The sequence below is a fragment of the Microbacterium sp. 71-23 genome (assembly GCF_001897265.1).
Taxonomy (GTDB): Bacteria; Actinomycetota; Actinomycetes; order Actinomycetales; family Microbacteriaceae; genus Microbacterium; species Microbacterium ginsengisoli.
In genome coordinates this window covers 140,924-163,917 of record NZ_MKSL01000008.1, presented here as the reverse complement: position 1 = coordinate 163,917, position 22,994 = coordinate 140,924, and the positions used below count along the sequence as shown (strand labels likewise).

The window sequence follows — 22,994 nt, the reverse complement described above, 5'->3', positions numbered from 1 at the left end:
GACGATGGAGGCATGGGGACGAGAAGGATGACCACGGTCGCCATCGCGCTGATCGGCGTGCTCGCGCTGGCCGGATGCGGCGGGCTGCACGAGAAGGGCGGCGAGTCCGCGTCACCCACGCCGACGCGCACCGCGGCGGCGCCGACCCCCACGCCGACCCCGACCGTCGATCCGATCGCGGGGATGACGCTGGCGCAGAAGGTCGGCCAGCTCTTCATGGCGGGAACCGCGGCGACAGCGGCCGACCCCGCCCTGGTCGCCGATGTCGAGCGAGGCGAGCTCGGCGGGATCTTCCTGCACGGCCGGTCATCCGCGGGTGTGCAGGCCACCGCGACGGTCGTCGCGGCATTCACCTCGCGCCTTCCCGCCGGCTCGCCACGTCTGTGGGTCGCGACCGACCAGGAGGGCGGTGACGTCCAGGTGCTCTCCGGTCCCGGGTTCGACCGCATCCCGACGGCACTGACCCAGGCCCAGCAGGGTGCTCAGCTGCGGGCATCGGCCACGGACTGGGGCAGGGAACTCGCGGCCGCCGGCGTGAATGTCAACCTCGCTCCGGTCGCCGACATCGTGACGAGCCCGCAGACGGCGCCCTCGAACTCGCCGATCGGCGCCATGTCGCGTCAGTACGGCTACAGCGAGTCGGCGGTCGCCGCGGGGGCGGGTGCGTTCGCCGCGGGTATGCGGGCGGCGGGCGTGCTGCCCACGTCCAAGCACTTCCCCGGCCTGGGCCACGTGGCGCCGAACACGGACACCTCCTCGGGGGTGACCGACACGGTCGTCGGGCCCACCTCGCCGGACGTCGACGTCTATCGCGGCCTGACCGCCGCCGGCCCGTCCCTCGTGATGGTGTCGACGGCGATCTACCAGCGCATCGACCCATCGGCGCCGGCGGCGTTCTCACCGGCCGTGCTCTCCCTCCTGCGCACCCAGGTGGGGTTCGATGGAGTCGTCATCACCGACGACCTCTCGGCCGCCGCACAGGTGCAGGCGTGGAGCCCGGGGGATCGCGCCGTGCTCGCGATCGCCGCGGGCGTCGACGTCGTGCTCGTCTCGAGCAATCCGTCGGTGCTTCCCGCGATGGTGCAGGCCGTGACCGCGAAGGCGCAGGCCGACCCGGGCTTCGCCCAGGTGGTGGATGCCGCGGCGCGGCGTGTGGTCGAGGCGAAGGCCGCGACGCGCTGACGCGACCGGGCGACGACGCGCTGACTCCGTGACGTCGCGCGCACTCCGCACGCCGGGGCCCGCGGCGGGAGCACTGCTCGACCGTCGAGCCGCGGCATCCCGTCGCTCGGAAAGTCCGGCTTGACATCGATGCCCGGTGTCGGTGAATATTGCTCTCGCGACAATGGTCAGACCAACTGACCAACAAACCAAAGGTGGATGCGTCGCACTCCACGGAGACAAGGAAGTGGGTTCCGTGAACCTCTACTCGCTGATGCAGGCGCGCACCGCCGCCTTCGGCCCCATCCGGGTCGGCGTGATCGGTGCCGGCAAGTTCTCGTCGATGTTCCTCACGCAGGCGAACAAGGCGGCCAACATCCACGTGGTCGGTGTCGCCGACATCAACGTGCCCAAGGCCAAGGCCGCGCTCGCACGCACCGGCTGGGCGCCCGAGCGCTACTCGGCGGCGACGCTGGATGAGGCCGTGCGCACCGGCGGCACCGCCGTCATCGACAGCGCCGACACGCTCATCACCCACCCGGCCGTCGAGGTCATCCTCGAGATCACCGGCAACCCGCTCTACGGCACCTACCACGCGGTCACCGCCATCGACAACGGCAAGCACGTGATCATGGTCAACGTCGAGGCGGACTGCATGGTCGGGCCGCTCCTGCAGCGTCGCGCACAGGCCGCGGGCGTCGTGTACTCGATGGCCTACGGCGACCAGCCGGCCCTCATCTGCGAGCTCGTCGACTGGTGCCGCACCGTCGGCTTCGACGTCGTCGCGGCGGGCAAGGGCACGAAGTACCTGCCCGAGTACAACTACTCGACGCCCGACACGGTGTGGAACTACTACGGCTTCACCGACGAGCAGCTCGCTTCGGGCGACTACAACCCGCAGATGTTCAACTCCTTCCTCGACGGCACCAAGTCCGCGATCGAGATGGCCGCCGTCGCCAACGGCACGGGACTGCTGCCCCAGGAGGAGGGCCTCCTCTTCCCCGCGGCCTCCAAGGACGACCTGCCCACCGTGTTCCGCGAGAACACGTACCCGGGGGGCAGCCTGACCCGCCGCGGCACCGTCGAGATCGCCTCGAGCATGTACCGCGACGGCACCGAGGTGCCCGACAACCTGCGCTGGGGCGTCTACGTCACCTTCGAGGCCATCAGCGACTACGGCGTGCAGTGCTTCGCCGAGTACGGTGTGCACACCGACGCGACCGGTCGCTACGCCTCGCTCTACCGGCCGTACCACATGATCGGTCTCGAGCTCGGTGTCAGCATCGCGTCGGCCGTCGTGCGCGGCGAGGCCACCGGCTCGCCGACCGGCTTCCGCGGCGACGTCGTCACGACCGCCAAGAAGGACCTCCGCGCCGGCGACCGTCTCGACGGCGAGGGTGGCTTCACCGTCTTCGGCAAGCTCGCGCCGGCGGCCACGTCGCTCGCCAAGAACGCGCTGCCGCTCGGCCTCGCGCACGGGGCGAAGCTCATCCGCGACGTGCCGAAGGACCAGACGGTCTCGTGGGACGACGTCGAGCTCGACGAGTCGCAGTTCGCCGTCCGCATCCGCCGGGAGCTCGAGGCGGAATTCCGCGCCGAGCACGCCCCACAGGTCGTCTGAGCGAACGTCTGACCATCCGACCATGACGGCTACGCTGGGGCCACGCGCCCCGAGAATCGTCGGGCGCCGCGACCAGAAGGAGTCTCTCCGTGGCGAGCGCCGATGCGTGGCAACCGGTTCAGCGGGTGCGCACCTACGAACAGGTGATGCAGCAGATCGAGGAACGCATCCTCGACGGCCGCTTGAAAGCCGGGGACAGACTGCCGAGCGAGCGCGATCTGGCCGCCTCGCTCGGCGTCTCCCGCCCGTCGCTGCGCGAAGCGCTGCGCGTGCTGGAGGCACTGGGCATCGTGGACATCCGGCCGGGCGGCGGCCCGGAGGGTGGAGCGGTGCTCGTGGGCACGCCGGGTCCGGGCTTCGTCAATCTGCTGAAACTGCAGCTGGCGCTCGGTCACTTCCATGCCAACGACGTCCTCGAAGGGCGCATCGCCCTCGAGCAGTGGTCCTGTTCGGAGGCCGCCTATAGGTCCGACGACGCCGACCACATCGAGCTGTCCGCCCTTCTCGACGAGATGGAGGACCCCTCGATCAGCACCCGTGAATTCAACAGACTCGACGCGGCCTTCCACGTCCGGATCGCCGAGTCGACAGGGAACGCCCTCATCGCGCATCTGATGGGTTCCCTGCGAACGGCCATCAACCGCCAGATGATCGACGCCTACGCGGCGCTCGACGACTGGCGTGAGACCGCCAAGACCGTGCGACACGAGCACCGCGACATCCTCGACGCGATCGAGAAGAAGGATGCCGCGCTCGCCGCACAGCGTGTGCGCGACCACATCACCTCGTTCTATGCCAAAGGCAACCTCGGGGGGATCACCACCTGACGATGCAGTCCGCTCGTCTCGGGCGGACCCTCAGGATGGCCGCGGCGACCATCTCGACATCAAAGGAGATCGTCACAATGACCGTCACGACCGACCGACCCGTCGCCTCTCAGGCGAAGTACGGGTCACCGGACAAGCTCAAGACCGCCATCGGTTCCACCGTCGGAACCACCATCGAGAACTACGACTTCCTCGCCTACGGCACCGCGGCCGCGCTGTACTTCGGGCCGCTGTTCTTCCCCGGCGAGGACCCGGTGGTCGGGGTGCTCCTCGGCTTCCTCACCTTCGGCATCGGCTTCGCGATGCGCCCGCTGGGCGGCATCATCGGCGGGTACCTGGGTGACAAGTACGGCCGCAAGCCCGTGCTCGTGGGCGCCCTCATGATCATGGGTGTCGCCACGGTGGCCATCGGCATCCTGCCCGTCTATCAGCAGGTGGGTCTGCTGGCCCCGCTCCTGCTCACCCTCATCCGCATCGTTCAGGGCCTCGCCTTCGGCGCCGAGTGGGGCGGCGCGGTGCTCATGACGTTCGAGCACGCGCCGTGGAAGAGCCGTGGCAAGTGGGCGGCGATTCCGCAGCTCGGTGTGCCGCTGGGTGTGTTCCTCGCCAACGTCGCGTTCCTTCTCACCGGCAACCTGGGTGACGAGTGGTCGTGGCGCCTGCCGTTCCTCTTCAGCGCGATCCTGATCATCGCGGGCCTCATCATCCGCTTCAAGGTCGCCGAGTCGCCCGAGTTCGAAGAGGCGAAGGCGACCGGACAGCTCGAGAAGAACCCCCTGTGGACGGTCATCCGCGACGACTGGCGCACGGTGCTGCGCGTGATCGCGCTGCGCCTGGCCGAGACCGGCGGCTTCTACGTCGTCGTGACCTACCTGATCTCGTACCTCACGACCTCGCACCACGCCGACCGTGGCACCGCGCTGACGGGCCTCATCATCGCGACAGCGATCGGTGCGGTCTCGACCGTGCTGTGGGGCGCCTTGAGCGACCGCACCGGCCGGCGCTCCCTCTACATCGTGGGATCGGTGCTGACGATCGCGTTCGGCTTCCCGATGTTCCTGCTCGCGAACACCGGAATCCCGGCGCTCATCGTGCTGGTGTACATCATCGGTCTGCCGATCATCCACGACATGCTGGCCGGCGTGCAGGGCGCCTACTTCAGCGAGCTGTTCAAGACCGGCACGCGCACCTCGGGCGCCTCGCTCGGCTACCAGTTCTCGGCGGCGATCTCGGGCTTCATCCCGTTCATCGCGGCGGCGGTCGCCGTGGGCCTCGGCTGGGGCGGTGTCGCGTGGATCTACGTCGCCGTCGGCGTCATCGGTCTGGTCGGTGCGCTGCTCACCCGTGAGACCTGGGGCCGCCGCGAGCGCGCCGAGGTCGACCGCATCATCGCGGCCGCGGAGTAACCCCCTCGCGGGCGGCGGCGGCCTGCCGCCGCCCGCTTCCCTCTTCCAGGAGTCACAGTGAAGACGATCATCCTCGACGACGATCCCACCGGCACGCAGTCGGCGACCGGGGCGCTCGTGCTGCTCCAGCTCGACCGCGAGGCCCTCGGCCGTGCGCTGGCCGAGCGCGACAGCGTGTACGTGCAGACCAACTCGCGCGCGCTCGACGAGGCGGCCGCGGTCGCGCTCGTGCAGCGCATCCGCGGCCTCGCGCTCGACGTGGCGGCAGAGCTCGGCGACGAGGTGCGCTTCGTGCTGCGCGGCGACTCGACCTTGCGCGGCCACGTGTTCGCCGAGACGGCCGAGCTGCTGGCGGACGACGATGTGATCGTGTTCGCGCCTGCGTTCCCCGAGGGGGGCCGCACGACGCGCGGGGGCGTGCACTACGTGCGCATCGACGGGGTCGACGTGCCCGCGCACGAGACCGAGTACGCCGATGACCCGGTGTTCCCGTTCCGCACCGCGGTGATGGTCGACTACGTGCGGGAGGCCTCGGGCCGTCGCGCGGTGTCGGTGCCCCTCGAGTCGGTGCGCTCCGGAGGCCTGGTGCAGGTGATCCTGGATGCCGCGCCGGGCACGGTCATCGTTCCCGACGCAGTGGATGCCGCGGACATCGCGGCGATCGCGGCGGCCCTGGACGCCGCGTGGGCGGCGGGTGCGGGCGTCGTCGTGCGCTCCGCCTCGCCCCTCGCCGCGGCGATCGCCGATGTGTCCAGCGTCGGCCTCCTCCCCGTGCCGCTCGTCGCAGATCCGCGCCGCGTGCTGCTCGCGTGCGGCTCCCACACCCACGGCGCGACCCGACAGCTCGCCCTCGTCGAGGAGCGTTGGGGCGACCCGACGGTGCTCGACACGGCGGCGGCCCTTGCCGACCCGGTCGCCGAGGGGCATCGCGCGGCATCCGTCGAACGCGAGCGGCTGGCCGGAGCGGGGTTCGGTTACGTCACCACGGCGCGCGAGCGCTCGACCTCCCACGGCACGCTCGCGCACGGCGAGAGCGTCATGACCGCGCTGACGACGGCCGTCGCCGAGCTGCTCGGCGATGCCGACGTCGTCGTCGCGAAGGGCGGCATCACCTCTGCCGAGGTCGCCTCGAGCGGCATCGGCGCGACATCCGCTCTCGTTCTCGGCCAGGTGCTCCCCGGGGTCTCGGTGTGGCAGGTGACGGGCCGCGACGGCCGCGACCGCCTTTACGTCGTCGTGCCGGGCAACGTCGGCGGGCCGGAGACCCTCGTCGACGTGCTGCGTGCCGTCGGCGCCCCCGAGACGGAGGTCGTGCGATGAGCGCTCCGGTCGTCGTCACCGCCGTCTTCCACCCCCGTGAGGGCGCGACGCAGCAGCTCGTGGAGGCCATGGCCGCGGGCATCGCCCTCACCCACGCCGAGAGCGGATGCCTCCTCTACGCCATCCACGACGCGGCGGACGGCACGATCACCATGCTCGAGAAGTGGGCGAGCGCGGCCGACCTCGAGGCCCATGCGACCGGTGCGGCGATCGCGCGTCTGAACGCCGACATCGCCGAGCACCTCGCGGCGCCGGTGGTCGTGACCGTCATGACCCCGATCCCCGCCGGGGACGCCGAGCGCGGACTCCTCCACGGCGCGGGGGAGTAGCCGGTCGTCCCCGCAGGGCGGGGCCGGCCTCCGGGCGTCCGGTGTCCTCGTTACCCTGGAGGGGTGAGCACGCCCGCCCCCGCCTTCGACGAGTACGACGGGCTCGAGCCGCTCGATGACTGGGCGCCGCCGCCGGAGGACTGGGCGCCGCCGCCCGACGTGCTCGATGCACCGGCATCGGCACCCGTCGGCGACGTGACGGATGCCGCGGCATCCGCGCCCCGGCGCAGCTTCGACGGCGCCGACCCGCTCACGGTGCTGCACGAGGTTTACGGCTACGGTGCGTTCCGCGGCGACCAGGCCGACATCGTCGCCCATGTCGTCGCGGGCGGCGACGCGATCGTGCTCATGCCGACCGGCGGCGGCAAGAGCGTGACCTACCAGGTGCCGGCGCTCGTGCGTCCGGGCACGGGGCTCGTCGTGAGCCCGCTCATCGCCCTCATGCACGACCAGGTCGAGGCGCTGCGTGCCAACGGCGTGCGAGCCGAGTACCTCAACTCCACCCTCAGCGGCCCCGAGCGCGCCCGTGTCGAGCGCGAGTACCTCGCGGGCGAGCTCGACCTGCTCTACGTCGCGCCCGAGCGGCTGAACGTGCCCGACACGCGCGCGCTCCTGCGGCGCGGCTCGCTGAGCGTGATCGCGATCGACGAGGCCCACTGCGTCTCGCAGTGGGGTCACGACTTCCGTCCCGACTACCTGGTGCTCGGCGACCTCGTCGACGACTTCCCCGGAGTGCCGCGCATGGCGCTCACGGCCACCGCGACCCGCGAGACGCACGCCGAGATCGGGCGTCGCCTGCGTCTCGACGACGCGCGTCACTTCGTGGCCAGCTTCGACCGGCCGAACATCCAGTACCGCATCGAGCCGAAGACCGACGCGCGTCGTCAGCTGCTCGGCTTCATCCGCTCGCAGCCCGAGGGTTCGGCCGGCATCGTCTACGCGCTCAGTCGAAAGAGCGTCGAGCAGACCGCCGAGTACCTGCGCGGTCAGGGTCTCGATGCGCTCCCCTATCACGCGGGTCTCGACGTCTCGGTGCGGGCGGCGAACCAGTCCCGGTTCCTGCGCGACGAGGGCGTCGTGATGGTCGCGACGATCGCGTTCGGCATGGGAATCGACAAGCCCGACGTGCGGTTCGTCGCCCACGTCGACCTGCCCAAATCGGTCGAGGGCTACTACCAGGAGACCGGTCGCGCGGGCCGTGACGGCGAGGCATCCGTCGCCTGGATGGCCTACGGGCTCGCCGACGTCGTGCAGCAGCGGCGGCTGATCGAGCAGTCCGAGGGCGACCTGGCACATCGACGTCGCCTGCAGCAGCATCTCGACGCCATGCTGGCCCTGTGCGAGACGGTCGGATGCCGCCGCCAGAACCTGCTCGGCTACTTCGGCGAGACCGCGGCGCCGTGCGGAAACTGCGACACCTGCCTCACACCCCCCGACACGTTCGACGGCCTCGTGCCCGCACAGAAGCTGCTGTCGACCATCGTGCGGCTGCAGCGCGAGCGCGGGCAGGCGTACGGCGCGGGGCAGCTGATCGACATCCTGCGCGGCGCCCGCACCGCGCGCATCACCCAGCTGCGGCACGACGAGCTCGCGACGTTCGGCATCGGCAGCGATCTCTCCGACCAGGACTGGCGCAGCGTCGTACGGCAGCTGCTCGCCCGCGAGGTGCTGGTCACCCAGGGCGAGTACGGCACGCTCGGGCTCGGCGAGGCCGCCGGCGGTGTGCTGCGCGGCGAGACTCCCGTGCCGCTGCGGCGGGATGTGCTCGGCCGCGCGGGCGGGTCGACGCGGGTGCGGAAGGCCGCGGCATCCGACGCCCTCGACGCATCCGATCGGCCGCTGTTCGAGGCGCTGAGGGAGTGGCGTGCCCAGACCGCGCGCGAGCAGGGGGTGCCCGCGTACGTCGTGTTCGGCGACGCGACCCTGCGTGCCCTCGCCGAGCACCGGCCGGCCGCCGCTGACGAGCTCGACGGCATCACGGGCATCGGGGCGAAGAAGCGCGAGGCCTACGGCGACGCCGTGCTCGCGGTCGTCGCCGCGCACGGCGGCTGACGCGCGGCGCCGGACCCCTGGCTCGACTGCAGCGCCGGAGCACTGGCTCGACTGCAGCGCCGGACCACTGCCTCGCGACAGTCATGCCCCGCTGTCGGCGCCGCACAACCCGGCGCGCCGACGGTGCCCGGTGCGACTGTAGGAATCCCACCATCGACTTGGGCATGAGTTGTGCGGCTTCTACCGTCGGATCGAATCCCCGATCCCCTCGTCGAGAGGTACGTCATGGTCGACACTGCCGTCCGTCCCGTCTCCACCCCTGAGCCCGAGCGCGCATCGCACGCCGCCGAGCCCCGCATCGATCAGGCCGCCGTCGGCGCCGCCCTGCTCGGCACCTGGGCCGACGTGCGCCGGCAGGCGCGTCAGATGATCAAGGACTCCGCCTTCTGGAAGGTCGACGGGCTCACCATCCACGATCACCGTGAGCGCGTGTTCGGGCAGCTGCAGCTGCTCGTCGATGCCGGCGTGTCGGGGGTCGCCTACCCGACCGAGTACGGCGGCCGTGCCGACAACGGCGCGAACATCGCCGGCTTCGAGGAGCTCGTGCTCGCCGACCCCAGCCTGCAGATCAAGGCGGGCGTGCAGTGGGGCCTGTTCGGGGCAGCCATCCAGCAGCTCGGCACCAAGAAGCACCACGACCTGTGGCTCGACGACGTGCGCGAACTGAAGCTGCCGGGTGCGTTCGCGATGACCGAGACCGGTCACGGGTCGGATGTCGCGGCCATCGGCACGACCGCGACCTATGACGTCGAGACGGCGGAGTTCGTGATCCACACGCCGTTCCGTGGGGCGTGGAAGGACTACCTCGGGAACGCCGCGGTGCACGGGCGGGCGGCGACCGTGTTCGCGCAGCTCATCACGGGCGGCGTGAACTACGGGGTGCACTGCTTCTTCGTACCCATCCGCGACGAGGCGGGCGCGTTCCTCCCCGGCGTCGGCGGAGAGGACGACGGCGTCAAGGGCGGTCTCAACGGCATCGACAACGGTCGCCTCCACTTCGACCAGGTGCGGGTGCCGCGCGAGAACCTGCTGAACCGGTACGGCGACGTCGCTGCCGACGGTACGTACTCCAGCGACATCCCGAGCCCCGGTCGCCGCTTCTTCACGATGCTCGGCGCGCTGGTGCAGGGCCGCATCTCGCTCGACGGCGCCGCGACCACCGGCACGGCGCTCGCGCTGAAGATCGCCGTCACCTACGCGAACCAGCGACGCCAGTTCGACGGCGGCACGCCCGAGGGCGAGCTGACTCTCTTCGACTACGGCAAGCACCGCCGTCGCCTGATCCCCCGCATCGCGACGGTGTACGCGCAGGCGTTCGCGCACGACGAGTTCCTCAAGAAGTTCGACGGCGTCTTCAGCGGCCGCACCGACACCCCGCAGGAGCGGGAGGACCTCGAGACCCTCGCGGCGGCGCTGAAGCCGCTGTCCACCTGGAACGCCCTCGAGACGATCCAGGAGGCGCGAGAGGCCTGCGGGGGCGCCGGCTTCCTCGCCGAGAACCGGCTCGTCGGACTCCACGCCGACCTCGACGTCTACGTCACCTTCGAGGGCGACAACAACATCCTGCTGCAGCTGGTCGGCAAGCGCCTGCTCACCGACTTCGCGACGCAGTTCAAGGGCGCGGATGCCGCCAAGCTCGCCCGGTACGCGGTGGGCCAGGTGGCCGGGCGCGCGTTCCACGGTGCGGGTCTGCGGCAGATCGGCCAGGCGTTCGTCGACGCAGGCTCCACCGCCCGGTCGGTCGAGTACGGCCTTCGCGGCGAGCGTCAGCATGAGCTGCTCGCGGGCCGCGTGCAGCAGATGGTGACGGATGTCGCCACCCGCCTGCGTCCCGCCGCGAAGCTCGATGCGACGGCCGCCGCCGAGCTGTTCAGCGACAACCAGGCCGACCTCATCGCCGCCGCCCGCGCACACGCGGAGCTGCTGCAGTGGGAGGCCTTCACCGACGGCCTCGCGCTCATCGATGACGAGGACTCGCGTCAGGTGCTCACCTGGCTGCGCGACCTGTTCGGCCTGCAGCTCATCGAGAAGAACCTCGCCTGGTACCTGATCCATGGGCGCCTCTCGACCCACCGTGCCGCGTCGGTGAGCAAGTACATCGACCGCCTGTGCGCGCGGTTGCGCCACCACGCGCAGGACCTCGTCGACGCATGGGGCTTCGAGCCCGAGCACGTGCGTGCGCCCATCGCGTCGGGCGCCGAGCGGGCTCGCCAGGACGAGGCCCGCGCGTACTACCGCGACCTCGCCGCGTCCGGCGCCGCCCCGGTCACCGAGAAGTCGCTCGGCAAGAAGAAGAAGCGCTGACCCGGATGTCTCATCCCGCCGCTAGCGTGGCGGGGGGAGCAGCGGCATCCAACTCGGTGACGACGGCCTCGCGCGCTGCGCGTGGGCGGGCAGCGATGCGGAATACCGCCGCTACCACGACGAGGAGTGGGGCGTGCCGCTGCACGGCGACCGTGCCCTGTTCGAGAAGCTGAGCCTCGAGGGCTTCCAGGCGGGGCTGTCGTGGATCACGATCCTGCGCAAGCGCCCGCGGTTTCGCGAGGCGTTCGCCGGCTTCGAGCCCGAGACGGTCGCGGCGTTCGGCGACGCCGACATCGAACGGCTCATGGCTGACGCCGGCATCGTGCGCAACCGCGCGAAGATCGAGGCGACGATCGGCAACGCCGCCCTCGTGGCGGCGCTCGCCGACGGCGAGCTCGACACGCTGATCTGGTCGTTCGCCCCGACGCCGAGCGGTGCGCCGCGGGCCGCGTCCTACGGCGACCTGCCCGCGTCGACGGCGGAGTCCACGGCGCTCAGCCGTGAGCTGCGCCGACGCGGGTTCCGGTTCGTGGGACCGACGACGATGTACGCGCTGATGCAGTCGGCGGGGCTGGTCGATGATCACGTCGAGGGCTGCTGGCGCGCCGCGTGACGGGCGGATGCCGCGACTCAGCGTCCGGCGTCGAACAGGTGGCGTCCCTCGTGGCTGAGCACCTTGATGACCACACCGCGACGGCGCAGTTCGGCGACCGTGCGGGTCTCCTCGTCGATGCTGCGGCCGAGGGCGTGGATGCTGGCGACGACGACCACGTCGCCCGCCGACAGGGTGCCGAACAGGCGTACGAGCCGCTGCTCCCACGACTCCAGCGTCTCGGGGGCGGGGTGGCGGAAGCCGTCGATCGGCACGCCGAAGCGCGTGAGGTCGTCCCGCTGCTGCACGACCGACGGCATGTCGTCGCGGGCGACGACGAGTCCGACGAGCCGCGACCCGGCGGGACGGGCCCGCCACCAGTCCCGGTCGGCCTGCAGCTCGGTGAAGCACTTCGGGCAGTCGGCGGCGGCGTGGGGAAGGTGCACCGGGCTCGTCAGGGCATCGCCGCCCGTGGTCGCACGGGGGGACGGGGCATCCGTCTCGCTCATGGCCTCACCTCCGCTCGAACTCTAGTCGGCGCGGATGTGCGCGGCTCAGTCGTCGCCGTCGTCGAGCCGTAGTTCGAGGCTGATCTGGTCGGCGTCGAGTTCGGCGAGGGCGCGTCGGAGGGTCGAGGTCGAGTAGCCGCCGTGGGTGGAGATCTCGACGAGTCGGTCGCGCATCGCCTCGATGATGACGATGCGCAGCTCGAGGATCTCGCGCATGCGGCCGGTGAGCACCGCGTCGCGCGGTTCGGTCATGCGGGTGCCGACGTTCGCCGCCATGCCCTCGCTGAAGGCGGTGCCGTCGGCGCGGGTGAGCGTGGGGTCGGCGAGAGCGGTCGCGGCGGCGGCGCCCAGTTCCGCGTCGAGGCGCAGGTGCTCGTCGCTCGCCGCGTCGTCGTCGCTCGCGGGCGGGATGCGGAGGGCGCGCACGACGCTCGCGAGGGTGAACCCCTGACCGAAGAGGCTGAAGACGGCCACGAGGAACGCCACGAAGATCAGCAGCGAGCGGTGGTCGATGCCGGTGGTCGGAAGCGTCTGGGCGGCGGCCAGCGTGACGACGCCGCGCATGCCCGCCCAGGTGATGATCGTGCCCTGCTTCCAGCCGAGCGGTGACGATGCGTAGTAGTCGGCATCGGCGCTCAGGCCGGCGAAGCGGCGCCGCACGCGCTCCTCGTCACGGCGGAGCCGATCGGCCTGGCCGCGGTGCTCCTCGGGAATGGTGCCGTCGGCGATGCCCTTCAGCTTCGCGCTGTAGGTCGACAGGTCGAGCCGTGCGTATCGACGGGCGCGGGAGCGCATGCGCCAGAGCAGGAACGCCACATAGGCCGCGCGCAGCCCCAGCATGATGCCGAGCGCCGAGAGCGCCAGCCAGGCGCCGTGCCAGAGGCCCTCGTACTCCTCGAAGTTGCGGTTGACGACGTCGCTGAGTTCGAGCCCCATCACGAGGAAGACGCCGCCCTCGAGCACGAGCTCGATCGTGCGCCAGTTCAGTTCGTCCGACATGCGCTGCTCGGGCGTGAACCACTTCGCCGCGCCTTGGCTGGTGATGATGCCGGTCACGACCGCAGCGACGAGACCCGAGGCGCCGACGGCCTCGGCGGGAAGGTAGGCGACGAAGGGGACGACGAAGCCGATGGCGGTGTTGGCTGCCGAGCTCCCGATGCGCGCCCGCACCCGAAGGTTCACCCAACCGACGATGACACCCACGATGACGGCGCCGAGCACCGCCCACACGAAGGAGATCATCGCCTCGCCGAGGGAGAAGCCGCCCGCGATCGCCGCGATCGCCGTGCGCAGGATCACGAGCGCGGTGGCGTCGTTGAGCAGGCTCTCGCCCGCGAGGATCGTGGTCACGCGGGGGGCGATGCCGAGCCGCTTGACGACCGAGGTGGCGACGGCGTCGGTAGGACTGAGGATCGCGCCGAGCGCGATGCCCAGCGGCAGGCTGAGCCCCGGGATCACCCAGGTGAACACGACCCCGAGGGCGACGGAGCTGAGCACGACGAGCAGCACCGACAGTCCCGCGATGGGGCGGATGTCGCGGCGGAACTCGATCGCCGGCAGGGCCACCGCCGAGGAGTAGAGCAGGGGCGGAAGCACGCCGACGAGGATCCATTCGGGGTCGACCCGTGGCAGGTCGGGGATGAACGGCAGCAGTGAGCAGAGCAGTCCGATCGCGACGAGGATGATGGGCCCGGCGACGTTGTGACGGCGGCCGAACGCAGTCACGACCGCGACGACGATGACTCCAGCGACGACGAACCACAGTCCTTCCACACCCGGACCCTATCGCTCCGCCCGGCCCACCGTGGAGGCGTGTCGGGCGGCCTCCTCGGCCTGCGGCAGACCCGCGAGTACCGTGAGGGGATGACGGTCAGCCAACTCGACGACGTGCTCTATCCGCCGATCGAGCCGTACGAGACCGGCATGCTGCTCGTGGGCGACGGCAACCGGGTCTTCTGGGAGCAGAGCGGCAATCCCGGGGGCAAACCGGTCGTCTTCCTTCACGGCGGCCCCGGCGGCGGCACGTCCGCCTGGCACCGCCGCTTCTTCGACCCCGAGCGCTACCGCATCGTGCTGCTCGACCAGCGCGGATGCGGCCGCAGCACCCCGCACGCGAGCGAGCCGGGTGCCGACCTCGCCTACAACACGACGTGGCACCTGGTGGCCGACATCGAGCTGCTGCGCCGCAACCTCGGCATCGACCGGTGGCAGGTCTTCGGCGGCTCGTGGGGCAGCGCGCTCGCCCTGGCGTACGCCGAGGCGCATCCGGAGGCTGTCAGCGAGCTCGTGCTGCGCGGGATCTTCACCCTCCGCCGCCACGAGCTGGAGTGGTTCTACGAGGGCGGGGCGAGCGCGCTCTTCCCCGACCTCTGGCAAGGGTTCCTCGCGCCGATCCCGGTGCTCGAGCGGTCCCGGCTGATCGAGGCGTACCACCGGCGGCTGTTCGACCCCGATCCGGCGGTGCACGTGCCGGCAGCGCTGGCGTGGACGACGTGGGAGGCCTCGACGATCACCCTCCGGCCCGACGCCGACACGGTGACCGGGATGTCCCGGCAGGAGCACGCCGTCGCGTTCGCGCGCATCGAGAACCACTACTTCGTGCACGAGGGCTGGTTCCGCGAGGGGCAGCTCATCGAGGACGCCGGGCGGCTGCGCGACATCCCGACCGTCATCGTGCAGGGCCGCTACGACGTCTGCACGCCGTTGATGACCGCGTGGGACCTGTCGCAGGCGCTGCCCGAGGCGCGCTTCATCGTCGTGGACGACGCGGGACATGCCGCGAGCGAGCCGGGCATCGCCCGGGCGCTGCGCGAGGCGACCGACGCCTTCGCGGCGGACTGAGCTCAGCGCCCGGCGATGAGGTCGGCGGCGACCTCGCCGATCACGATCGTCGGGGCGTTGGTGTGGCCGCGGATGATGACGGGCATCACCGAGGCATCCGCGACTCGCAGGCCGTCGACGCCGCGCACGCGCAGCTCGGGATCCACGACGGATGCCGCATCCGCGCCCATGCGCGCAGTGCCCACCGGGTGGTACAGCGTGTGGGAGTACGCGCGCAGGGAGCCGGCCACCCGCTGCTCGACGGTGAGGTTCTCGCCGTTCTCGGGCTGGATCCAGCGCCCGGTGGTCACGGCGCCGAGCGCCTGGGTGCCGACGAGCGCATCGCAGACGCGCAGGCCCGCCGAGAGGGTGTCGGCGTCGAGGCCGTCGGGGTCGCTGAGGTAGCGCGGGTCGATGACGGCTTTGGCGAGCGGGTCGGCGGAGGCGAGGGTCACCGTGCCGCGACTGCGGGGTCGCAGCAGGATCGCGCCGACCGTGATGCCGTCGCCCGGGAGTGGAACGAGGCCCTCCCCGACGTAGGGCGCGGCGGCGAAGATGATCTCGATGTCGGGGAGGCCCGCGGGCGCCTGCGTGCGGTCGGCGACGCCGGTGCGCACGAAGCCGTAGCCCTCGGCGACGTTGGAGGTCAGCATGCCGCGGTGGCGGGTGAGCCACTGCAGAGTCGGGGCGAGCTCCTCGCCGTGGAACAGAGTGCGTCCGGTCGCCTCTGGCGCGAGGCCGGCGACGAGGTGGTCCTGCAGGTTGGCGCCGACCTCGGGTGCGTCGACGACGGTGTCGATACCGTGGTCGCGCAGGTGGTCGGCGGGCCCGATGCCCGAGAGCATGAGCAGCTGCGGGGTGTTGACCGATCCGCCCGACAGCACGACCTCGCGGCGGGCGATGACACGACGGATGCTGCCCCGCACCGACAGCTCGACACCGACCGCACGTCCGTCCCGCACGATCACGCGCCGCGCGTGCGCGCCGGTGACCACCCGCAGGTTGCGGCGCCGGGCGGCGGGCCGCAGGTAGGTGTCGGCCGTGGAGGCGCGTCGCCCGCGGTGCGTGGTGAGCATCGTCTCGGAGAAGCCCTGGTCGTGCGGGTCGTTCGCGAGGGTCACCGGGTAGCCGAGCTCCCGTGCGGCGTCGAGGAACGCGGCGGTGTGGGGCTGCGGGCTGCTCTGACGCTCGACCCACTGCGGTCCGATGGTGCCGAGCGACGGGTCGTGGGCGAGGTCGGTGCGCTCGACGCGGCGGAAGTAGGGGGCGAGGTGCTCCCACGACCAGCGGTCGCCGGCGCTCTCGGCCCATTCGTCGTAGTCGGCGGCGAACCCGCGGATCCACATCATCGCGTTCAGCGACGACGAGCCGCCGAGCGTCTTGCCGCGCGGCCAGAACACGGTGCGCCCCTCGAGCTCGGGCTGCGGCACGGTGTCGTAGTTCCAGTCGTACCGTCCGCGGAACAGCTTCGAGAATGCGGCGGGCACGTGGATGTAGAGGTGCCGATCCACCGAGCCCGCCTCGAGCAGCAGCACCGAGACCGACGGATCCTCGCTGAGGCGGGCGGCGACGGCCGCGCCCGCCGACCCGGCCCCGACGACGATGTAGTCGGCGGCCTCCGGCAGGCGCGCGCTCATGATCCGAGCGCCTTCGTCAGGGTCGTCACGAGGGTGATCGGGCTGCCGGTTGCGCGGTAGCGGGTGAGGCCCTCGCTCACGGCCGTGCCCGTGCGCGAGGTCACGAACCAGGGCGGCTTCGGCAGGATCGTGAACCGGCTGCGCCCGAGCGATCGCGGCGCGGGGCGGAACGGCCCCCGCAGCACCGAGCGCTCGATGCGGTCGAGCAGGAAGGTGTTGTGCACGACACCGAGACCGCTGCCGACGTCGGCGACGGTGTGGCCGGGGAACGCGCCCCACGAGAGGGCCGGCGTGGCGAAGAGCACGCCCGTCCACGCGTTGATCGCGATGCCGCCGTAGCGCAGCGCCGCGATCTCCTCGTCGAAGGCCGCACCGAGCGTCGACTCGGTGACCGGGTCGACGAGCACGTTCGCGCCGAGCGTGCCCGCGAGCCGGTCGTTCGCGTGGGCGACCGCCGCCCGCAGGAACTCCCGCCCCTCGCCGGGCAGCTCGACGACGCCGAGCACGGGGGAGAAGTACTCCGTCGTCTCGAGGGCGGTGGCGGCATCCGCATCGCCGGCCTCGATCAGCAGGCGCTCGTCGCCGCAGTGCTGCGCGTCGGGGTAGTCGCTCTCGGCGGCCGACAGCTTCGCCGCCGAGTTCGGGTACCAGACCGGCCGCGCGGGCGCTCGGCCGTATGCCTCGCGCAGCGCCTGCAGGAAGGCGTCCTTCTGGGGCCAGGATGCCGCGAGCAGCACCACCTGCCCCGCGATGCAGTTGTGGCCGCTGTTGTGGAGGCGCATCGTGACGACGTGCTCCGCCTGGTAGCGCAGGTCGGCGTCCGACCATTCGCCGGGAACGACGATGATCGGGGAGACCCCGCCGAGCTCGGCGGTGATGGGGTGGGCCAGGCGCGGGTCGTCGGCGCGGCGGCGGGACGCGGCATCCTCGCCCTGCCCCCACACGATCGCGTCGAAGGTCACCGCGGACCCGGTGATGTGCACGTGGTCGACGCCCTCGTGGGCGGTGAGGTAGGCGCCGACGTCACCCGCGCCCCGCACGATGCGCAGGAATCCCGGCTCGATGAGCGCCGCGAGCGCGCGCTCGAAGATCGGCACGAGGGCGTCCTGCGTGGGGTTCACCTTGAGGATCGACACCCGTGAGAACGCGAGCAGCTCGTAGAGCACGTCGAGCACCGGGATCGAGGTGATGTTGCCGGCGCCGAGCACGAGTCCCACGCCGCCGGGCTCGGTCGGATGCCGCTGCGCGAGGCCCGCGGTGGCGGCGGCGTCCTGGGGGGTGACGCACGGTTCGAGCCAGACCTCGCCGGTGAAGCCGGAGAGCAGCACGTGGTCGACGGCGTGCGAGGGGAACGTGTGCACGCGGGTGCGCCCGCCCGGGCCGTCGTCGACGAACAGTTTCTCGATGGGGCTGCGGCCGGCGGCGAGTGCCTCGAGGCTCTCGATGTAGCCGTCGAGCCCGGTCAGCACGGCGTAGGGGCCCGAGAGCCACTCCTCGCCGACCAGCGGATGCCCGACGTGCAGGCCCTTCGAGCGCGCGGCGGTCTCGGCCCACTCCTGGGCGACGGCGCCGACCGCGGCGCGCACGCGCCTCAGCAGGGTCGCGCGCTGCGCGAGCGAGAACTGGGTCCAGACGCGGGATCCCGCGTGCAGGGCCGCGATCGCATGATCGATCTCGGTCCGGACGATCTCATCGATCGCGCTGGGGGGTGACGCGGGGGTCGATGTCATGGCACTCTCCTTCGCGTGCGGACGCCCTCAGCATAGGGATGTCGCGCCCGGAGCACCATGGCATCGAGTGTCAGGGATGCCGCGACTCGGTGCCGCGGCATCCGATCACTCAGATGAGGGCGAGCTCGGTGAGCTTCGCCTCGACGTCGGCGTTGCTCGGCTCGACGTGGAAGGTCGCGTCGGGGTAGACGACGACGGGGATGTTCGTGCGGCCCGAGATCTCGCGCGCGATGTCCGCCGCGGCGGGCTCGGCCTCGAGGTCGACGTAGTCGTACGCGACGCCGAGCTCATCGAGCTGGGACTTCGTGCGCCGGCAGTCGCGGCACCACTCCGCGCCGTACATGGTGATGGTGGTGGAGTCGATGGTCATGACTCCAGCGTAGGGCGGATTATAGGTCTCGGCTTGATTACGATTTGGCTATCCGACCCCCATGGTTCTCCACATTCCGGGCAAATCATAGGGTGCGGCATGCCAGCATGGTGGTCGGCGTCGCTGGTCGACGTCACTTCCTCGCTACACGGAGGCGAATGCCATGCAGGTGACTGTCGTCGTCCCGACCTACAACGAGGCTCCCAACGTCGCCGAGCTCGTTCGCCGGGTCGCTGCCGCGACCCCTTCTCTCGACCTCGAGATCCTCTTCGTCGACGATTCCACCGACGACACTCCGCGCGTCATCGAGCAGGTCGCCGAGACCGCCCCGATCCCGGTGCGCATGCTGCACCGCGAGGACTCGGTGGGCGGACTCTCCGGCGCGGTCGTGGCGGGCCTTCAGGCCGCGCACGCCGACGTCTGCATCGTGATGGACGGTGACCTGCAGCATCCGCCCGAGGACATCGTGAACCTGGTCGCCCGCCACGCCCGCGGCGACGTCGATGTCGTGGTGGCCTCGCGCTACACGGAGAACGGCGAGAACGGCGGCCTGTCGAACGCCCTCCGCGTGTTCGTGTCGCAGGCCTCGACCAACCTCACCAAGGCGCTGTTCCCGAAGAAGCTCAAGAACGTCACCGACCCGATGACCGGCTTCTTCCTCGTCGACCGCACTGCGTTCGACGTCAACGACCTGAAGCCGCGCGGCTTCAAGATCCTGCTCGAGATCCTGGCGCGCGAGTCGCTGCGGGTCGCGGAGATCCCCTTCTCGTTCCAGTCGCGTCACGCCGGCGAGTCGAAGGCGTCCCTCGCGCAGGGACTGAGCTTCCTCACCCAGCTGTTCGCGCTGCGGTTCGGCCGCATGTCGCTGTTCGCCGTGATCGGTGCGCTCGGCGCGGTCGCGAACGTCGTCATCATGTGGATGCTGGTGCACACCGGCGTGAACTACATGGTCGCCGCGATCATCTCGGCCGAGGTGACGATCATCGGCAACTTCGTGCTGCAGGAGCGGTTCGTCTTCCACGACATGAAGGAGCAGGCGTCGGCCATCTGGTCGCGCTTCGTGAAGTCGTTCGGCTTCAACAACGCCGAGGCCGCGGTGCGCATCGCGATCCTGCCGATCATGGTCGAGGCGCTGCACATCTCGAGTGTCATAGCCACCGCGATCACCCTCGTCGTCGCGTTCTTCGTGCGCTTCGCATTCCACAAGTTCGTGGTCTACGCGCCGCGCCGCGTCGCCGCCGCGCCCGCGACGGCCGTCGCGCCGCGCACCGGCGTCATCGACGAGCTCGACACCAAGCCCGTCGCGACCAGCGAGGTCTGATCCTCCGGTCGGTGTCAGTCGACCGCCCGCGCGAACGCCGCCATCGACATGCCGTAGTCGATGCGCACGCACGGCAGCTCGAGTTTCGGCGTGCCGACCCGCACGCGCCCGGCCTTCGTCGTGCGGGCCAGGATGAACCCGGCGTCTCGCAGACCCGCTTCGGCTGTCGCGTTGTAGTGCCCGAACGGGTAGGCCATCACCTCCGCCACACCGAGGATCCGCGCCGACTCGGTCATGTCCGCCGCGATCTGCGCCTCGGTGAGGTTCACCATCTTGCCCTTCCCGTTCGCGCCGGCTTCGTGCATGTCGTGCGTGTGCGAGCGGAGGATCACCCAGGGCGACGGCGAGGGCGGTGAGGTCCACCGTGTGATCGCGAACGACGTCGTCAGCAGTCGGTACTTCGTGACCACCGGCACGGCGAGCTCGTACCAGGTCTTGTCCGCGTCGTCGTCGGTGATGATCACCGACCGCTCGGGCAGCCACAGCGTGCCGTCGATGAAGGCGCTCAGTTCGTCCCAGGTCGGCAGGTAGAAGCCGCCGTCGGCGAGATAGGCGAGCTGCTTCTCGAAGTCGCCGATGTACGTGTAGTTGCCGCGCAGCGGGTTGTGCTCGCCGCCGGGCTTCGTCGTGAACTGGTGGTACATGAGGATCGGCACCGTGGTGCGCGACGCGGTGGCCGCGGCATCCGAGAGCCATCCGGCGTGCAGCGTGCGCTGCCGGTTGTCGCACGTGGCGAGCTGGGCGCCGTTGATGCGCTGGGTGCGGTCGAGAGCGGATGCCGCGGCCGCCGTCGCGTACCAGCCGGCGAACACGCGGCCCGCGGCGGCCGGAACGGGGAGGGTCGGGTAGAGCGCGCCGCTGGTCACGAGGGCGGGCTCGGCGGTGACACTGTCGCCGGCGAAGGTGAGCGCACAGGTCGCCGGGTCGGGGTGTGCGGCGAGCAGCCGTTCGGCGGCGGTGAGCGGCGTCGGCACGACCGTGGGGGTCGGGACCTCCGCGCTCCCGGTCGGGCCCGCGGGCGCGTCACCCTCAGCGACGCACCCGGACAGCAGCAGGGCCGTGACGGCCGCGAGCGCGGCGACGGCGTATCGATGTCTGTGCGCGCGAACGCGCAGCGGCAGTGACGCCATGATTCCCCCAGCGACGTCATCCCCAGACGTCTACCGCAGTCTATGCGCGGGCGCGCCGGGTTCCCGGGTGGGCATAGGGCCGCGGCCTAGACTGAGCCGCGCCCGCGGCGCCGCGGGAGGGCCGCGTCGGCGCGGCATCCGAGTTCCAGCCCGAAGGGGAACCATGACCCTCTCGCCCGCCGGTGCCGCATTCCGCGACGCCCGTGACTTTCTGCTCGCCCGCGGATCCGACCCGGTCGCCGCCCACGCCGAGTTCCGCTGGCCCGACGTCGGCGAGCACTTCAACTTCGCGGTCGACTGGTTCGACGGCATCGCCGAGGGCAACGACCGCGTCGCCCTGCGCGTGGTCGAGGAGGACGGCACCGAGGCGACCCGCACGTTCGAGCAGTTGCGCGTGCGATCGAACCAGGTGGCGAACTGGCTGACGGCCGCGGGCGTGCGCCGCGGCGACGCCGTCATGCTCATGCTCGACAACCGGGTGGAGCTGTGGGAGGCGATGCTCGCGATCCTGAAGCTCGGCGCCGTGATCCTGCCGACGTCGGTCGTGCTCGGCTCCGCCGATCTTGCTGAGCGCCTCGAGCGCGCGAACGTGCGGGTCGTCATCGCCGACCACGTCGACGCGGCGAAGTTCGACGAGTTCGACCTCGACCTCGTGCGGGTGAACGTGGGCGAGCACCGTGACGGCTGGCTCGATTTCGCCGCGTCGACGGATGCCGCCCCCACCCCGCCGGGCGTCGTCACCGACTCGACCGACCCTGCCATCGTCTATTTCACGAGCGGCACGACCTCGCGGCCGAAGATCGTCGAGCACACCCACGTGTCGTACCCGGTCGGCCACCTCAGCACGACGTACTGGATCGGCGTGCGCCCGGGCGACGTGCACATGACCATCAGCGCCCCCGGTTGGGGCAAGCACGCGTGGAGCCTGTTCTTCGCGCCGTGGATCGCCGAGGCATCCATCTTCGTCTTCAACTACAAGCGGTTCGATGCGGCGGCCCTCGTCGACCAGCTCGACCGGCACGGGGTGAACACCTTCTGCGCCCCGCCGACGGTGTGGCGCATGCTCATCCAGGCCGACCTCGAGAAGCGTCCCGCGGGTCTGCGCGAGCTGCTGTCGGCGGGCGAGCCGCTCAACCCCGAGGTCATCCAGACGATCGAGCGGTGGTGGGGCATCCAGATCCGCGACGGCTACGGTCAGACCGAGCTGACCGCGGTGATCGGCAACACCCCGGGCGTGCCGCTCAAGCCCGGCTCGATGGGGCATCCGCTGCCGGGCGTCGACATCGTGCTGGTCGACCCGATCACGGGCGAGGTCGCCGACGAGGGCGAGATCTGCCTGCCGCTCGAGCCCCGCCGGCCGCTGAACCTCATGACCGGCTACGTCGGCGAGCCCGACCGCACGGCGAAGGTCGAGCACGACGGCTACTACCACACGAGCGATGTCGCGACCCGGGACGCCGACGGGTTCCTGACCTTCGTCGGCCGCACCGACGACGTGTTCAAGGCGAGCGACTTCAAGGTGTCGCCGTTCGAGGTGGAGAGCATCCTGCTCGAGCACCCGGCGGTCGCCGAGGCCGGTGTCGTGGGCGCGCCCGACGCGCTTCGTCTCAACGTCGTGAAGGCCTACGTGGCCCTCGCGAAGGGCGCCGAGCCCGACGCTGAGACGGCGCGGAGCATCCTCGCGCACGCGCGCACGCACATGCCGCCGTTCATGCGCGTGCGCCGGGTGGAGTTCTTCGAGATGCCGAAGACGATCTCCGGCAAGATCCGCCGCGTCGAGCTGCGCGAGCGCGAGCAGGAGCACGAGGGAACGCGCATCACGACGGAGTTCCGCGAGCAGGACTTCCCGGGTCTGAAGGACTAAG

Annotated in this window: 18 protein-coding genes; 12 read left to right on the top strand and 6 right to left on the bottom strand. The window is 71.0% G+C overall.

Annotated features, from left to right (window positions below; translation table 11 throughout):
• The first annotated feature begins 27 nt into the window (after positions 1 to 27).
• The 9 genes from BGO15_RS00875 to BGO15_RS00835 all read left to right on the top strand — a co-directional run bounded on the left by BGO15_RS00875 (position 28) and on the right by BGO15_RS00835 (position 11,633).
• Positions 28 to 1,182 (top strand): glycoside hydrolase family 3 N-terminal domain-containing protein, encoded by a 1,155-nt coding sequence (locus tag BGO15_RS00875; protein ID WP_156454809.1) that lies wholly within the window; start codon positions 28 to 30, stop codon positions 1,180 to 1,182.
• A 235-nt stretch (positions 1,183 to 1,417) separates the two neighbouring features.
• Positions 1,418 to 2,782, top strand: coding sequence for an NAD(P)H-dependent oxidoreductase (locus BGO15_RS00870; protein WP_056209858.1), 1,365 nt, complete (start codon positions 1,418 to 1,420; stop codon positions 2,780 to 2,782).
• 89 nt (positions 2,783 to 2,871) lie between these two features.
• Complete coding sequence (locus BGO15_RS00865) at positions 2,872 to 3,609, top strand: FadR/GntR family transcriptional regulator (RefSeq protein ID WP_056519813.1); 738 nt, start codon at positions 2,872 to 2,874, stop codon at positions 3,607 to 3,609.
• A gap of 77 nt (positions 3,610 to 3,686) precedes the next feature.
• Positions 3,687 to 5,015 (top strand): MFS transporter, encoded by a 1,329-nt coding sequence (locus tag BGO15_RS00860; RefSeq protein ID WP_045247576.1) that lies wholly within the window; start codon positions 3,687 to 3,689, stop codon positions 5,013 to 5,015.
• Between the two features lie 57 nt (positions 5,016 to 5,072).
• On the top strand, positions 5,073 to 6,335 hold the full coding sequence (locus BGO15_RS00855; RefSeq protein ID WP_056209616.1) for a four-carbon acid sugar kinase family protein: 1,263 nt from the start codon (positions 5,073 to 5,075) through the stop codon (positions 6,333 to 6,335).
• Positions 6,332 to 6,664 (top strand): putative quinol monooxygenase, encoded by a 333-nt coding sequence (locus BGO15_RS00850; protein WP_056209617.1) that lies wholly within the window; start codon positions 6,332 to 6,334, stop codon positions 6,662 to 6,664. Before BGO15_RS00855 ends, BGO15_RS00850 begins: the two co-directional genes overlap by 4 nt.
• 63 nt (positions 6,665 to 6,727) lie before the next feature.
• The gene (recQ, locus tag BGO15_RS00845) at positions 6,728 to 8,716 is read left to right on the top strand and encodes a DNA helicase RecQ (RefSeq protein WP_056209618.1); all 1,989 of its coding nucleotides are present in this window, start codon (positions 6,728 to 6,730) and stop codon (positions 8,714 to 8,716) included.
• Positions 8,717 to 8,941: 225 nt separating this feature from the next.
• Complete coding sequence (locus BGO15_RS00840) at positions 8,942 to 11,020, top strand: acyl-CoA dehydrogenase family protein (RefSeq protein WP_056209619.1); 2,079 nt, start codon at positions 8,942 to 8,944, stop codon at positions 11,018 to 11,020.
• A 46-nt stretch (positions 11,021 to 11,066) separates the two neighbouring features.
• Positions 11,067 to 11,633, top strand: a complete 567-nt coding sequence (locus BGO15_RS00835) for a DNA-3-methyladenine glycosylase I (protein ID WP_056519840.1) — start codon at positions 11,067 to 11,069, stop codon at positions 11,631 to 11,633.
• 17 nt (positions 11,634 to 11,650) lie between these two features.
• Here BGO15_RS00835 and BGO15_RS00830 read toward each other — a convergent pair whose 3' ends face one another.
• Together BGO15_RS00830 and BGO15_RS00825 are read right to left on the bottom strand one after the other, a co-directional pair.
• Positions 11,651 to 12,121 (bottom strand): recombinase family protein, encoded by a 471-nt coding sequence (locus BGO15_RS00830; protein WP_156454808.1) that lies wholly within the window; start codon positions 12,119 to 12,121, stop codon positions 11,651 to 11,653.
• 45 nt (positions 12,122 to 12,166) lie between these two features.
• On the bottom strand, positions 12,167 to 13,894 hold the full coding sequence (locus BGO15_RS00825; RefSeq protein ID WP_056519810.1) for a cation:proton antiporter: 1,728 nt from the start codon (positions 13,892 to 13,894) through the stop codon (positions 12,167 to 12,169).
• Positions 13,895 to 13,984: 90 nt separating this feature from the next.
• On the opposite strand from BGO15_RS00825, the gene pip reads away from it, so the two are divergent.
• Positions 13,985 to 14,962 carry a prolyl aminopeptidase gene (pip, locus tag BGO15_RS00820; protein WP_056209860.1) on the top strand — a complete coding sequence of 326 codons (978 nt, stop codon included), beginning with the start codon at positions 13,985 to 13,987 and terminating at the stop codon, positions 14,960 to 14,962.
• A 2-nt stretch (positions 14,963 to 14,964) separates the two neighbouring features.
• Here pip and BGO15_RS00815 read toward each other — a convergent pair whose 3' ends face one another.
• The 3 genes from BGO15_RS00815 to BGO15_RS00805 form a co-directional block, all read right to left on the bottom strand.
• Positions 14,965 to 16,578, bottom strand: a complete 1,614-nt coding sequence (locus tag BGO15_RS00815; protein WP_286746631.1) for a GMC family oxidoreductase — start codon at positions 16,576 to 16,578, stop codon at positions 14,965 to 14,967.
• Complete coding sequence (locus BGO15_RS00810) at positions 16,575 to 18,308, bottom strand: aldehyde dehydrogenase family protein (RefSeq protein WP_056209630.1); 1,734 nt, start codon at positions 18,306 to 18,308, stop codon at positions 16,575 to 16,577. Before BGO15_RS00810 ends, BGO15_RS00815 begins: the two co-directional genes overlap by 4 nt.
• Before the next feature lie 109 nt (positions 18,309 to 18,417).
• Positions 18,418 to 18,678 carry a glutaredoxin domain-containing protein gene (locus tag BGO15_RS00805; protein WP_056209632.1) on the bottom strand — a complete coding sequence of 87 codons (261 nt, stop codon included), beginning with the start codon at positions 18,676 to 18,678 and terminating at the stop codon, positions 18,418 to 18,420.
• Positions 18,679 to 18,841: 163 nt separating this feature from the next.
• Here BGO15_RS00805 and BGO15_RS00800 point away from each other — a divergent pair, with 163 nt between their 5' ends.
• Positions 18,842 to 19,999 (top strand): glycosyltransferase, encoded by a 1,158-nt coding sequence (locus BGO15_RS00800; RefSeq protein WP_273188747.1) that lies wholly within the window; start codon positions 18,842 to 18,844, stop codon positions 19,997 to 19,999.
• 14 nt (positions 20,000 to 20,013) lie between these two features.
• Here the strand turns inward: BGO15_RS00800 and BGO15_RS00795 are convergent, their stop codons facing one another.
• Positions 20,014 to 21,129, bottom strand: a complete 1,116-nt coding sequence (locus BGO15_RS00795) for a polysaccharide deacetylase family protein (protein WP_056209635.1) — start codon at positions 21,127 to 21,129, stop codon at positions 20,014 to 20,016.
• Positions 21,130 to 21,292: 163 nt separating this feature from the next.
• On the opposite strand from BGO15_RS00795, the gene BGO15_RS00790 reads away from it, so the two are divergent.
• The gene (locus BGO15_RS00790) at positions 21,293 to 22,993 is read left to right on the top strand and encodes an AMP-binding protein (RefSeq protein ID WP_056209638.1); all 1,701 of its coding nucleotides are present in this window, start codon (positions 21,293 to 21,295) and stop codon (positions 22,991 to 22,993) included.
• Position 22,994 lies beyond the last annotated feature (1 nt).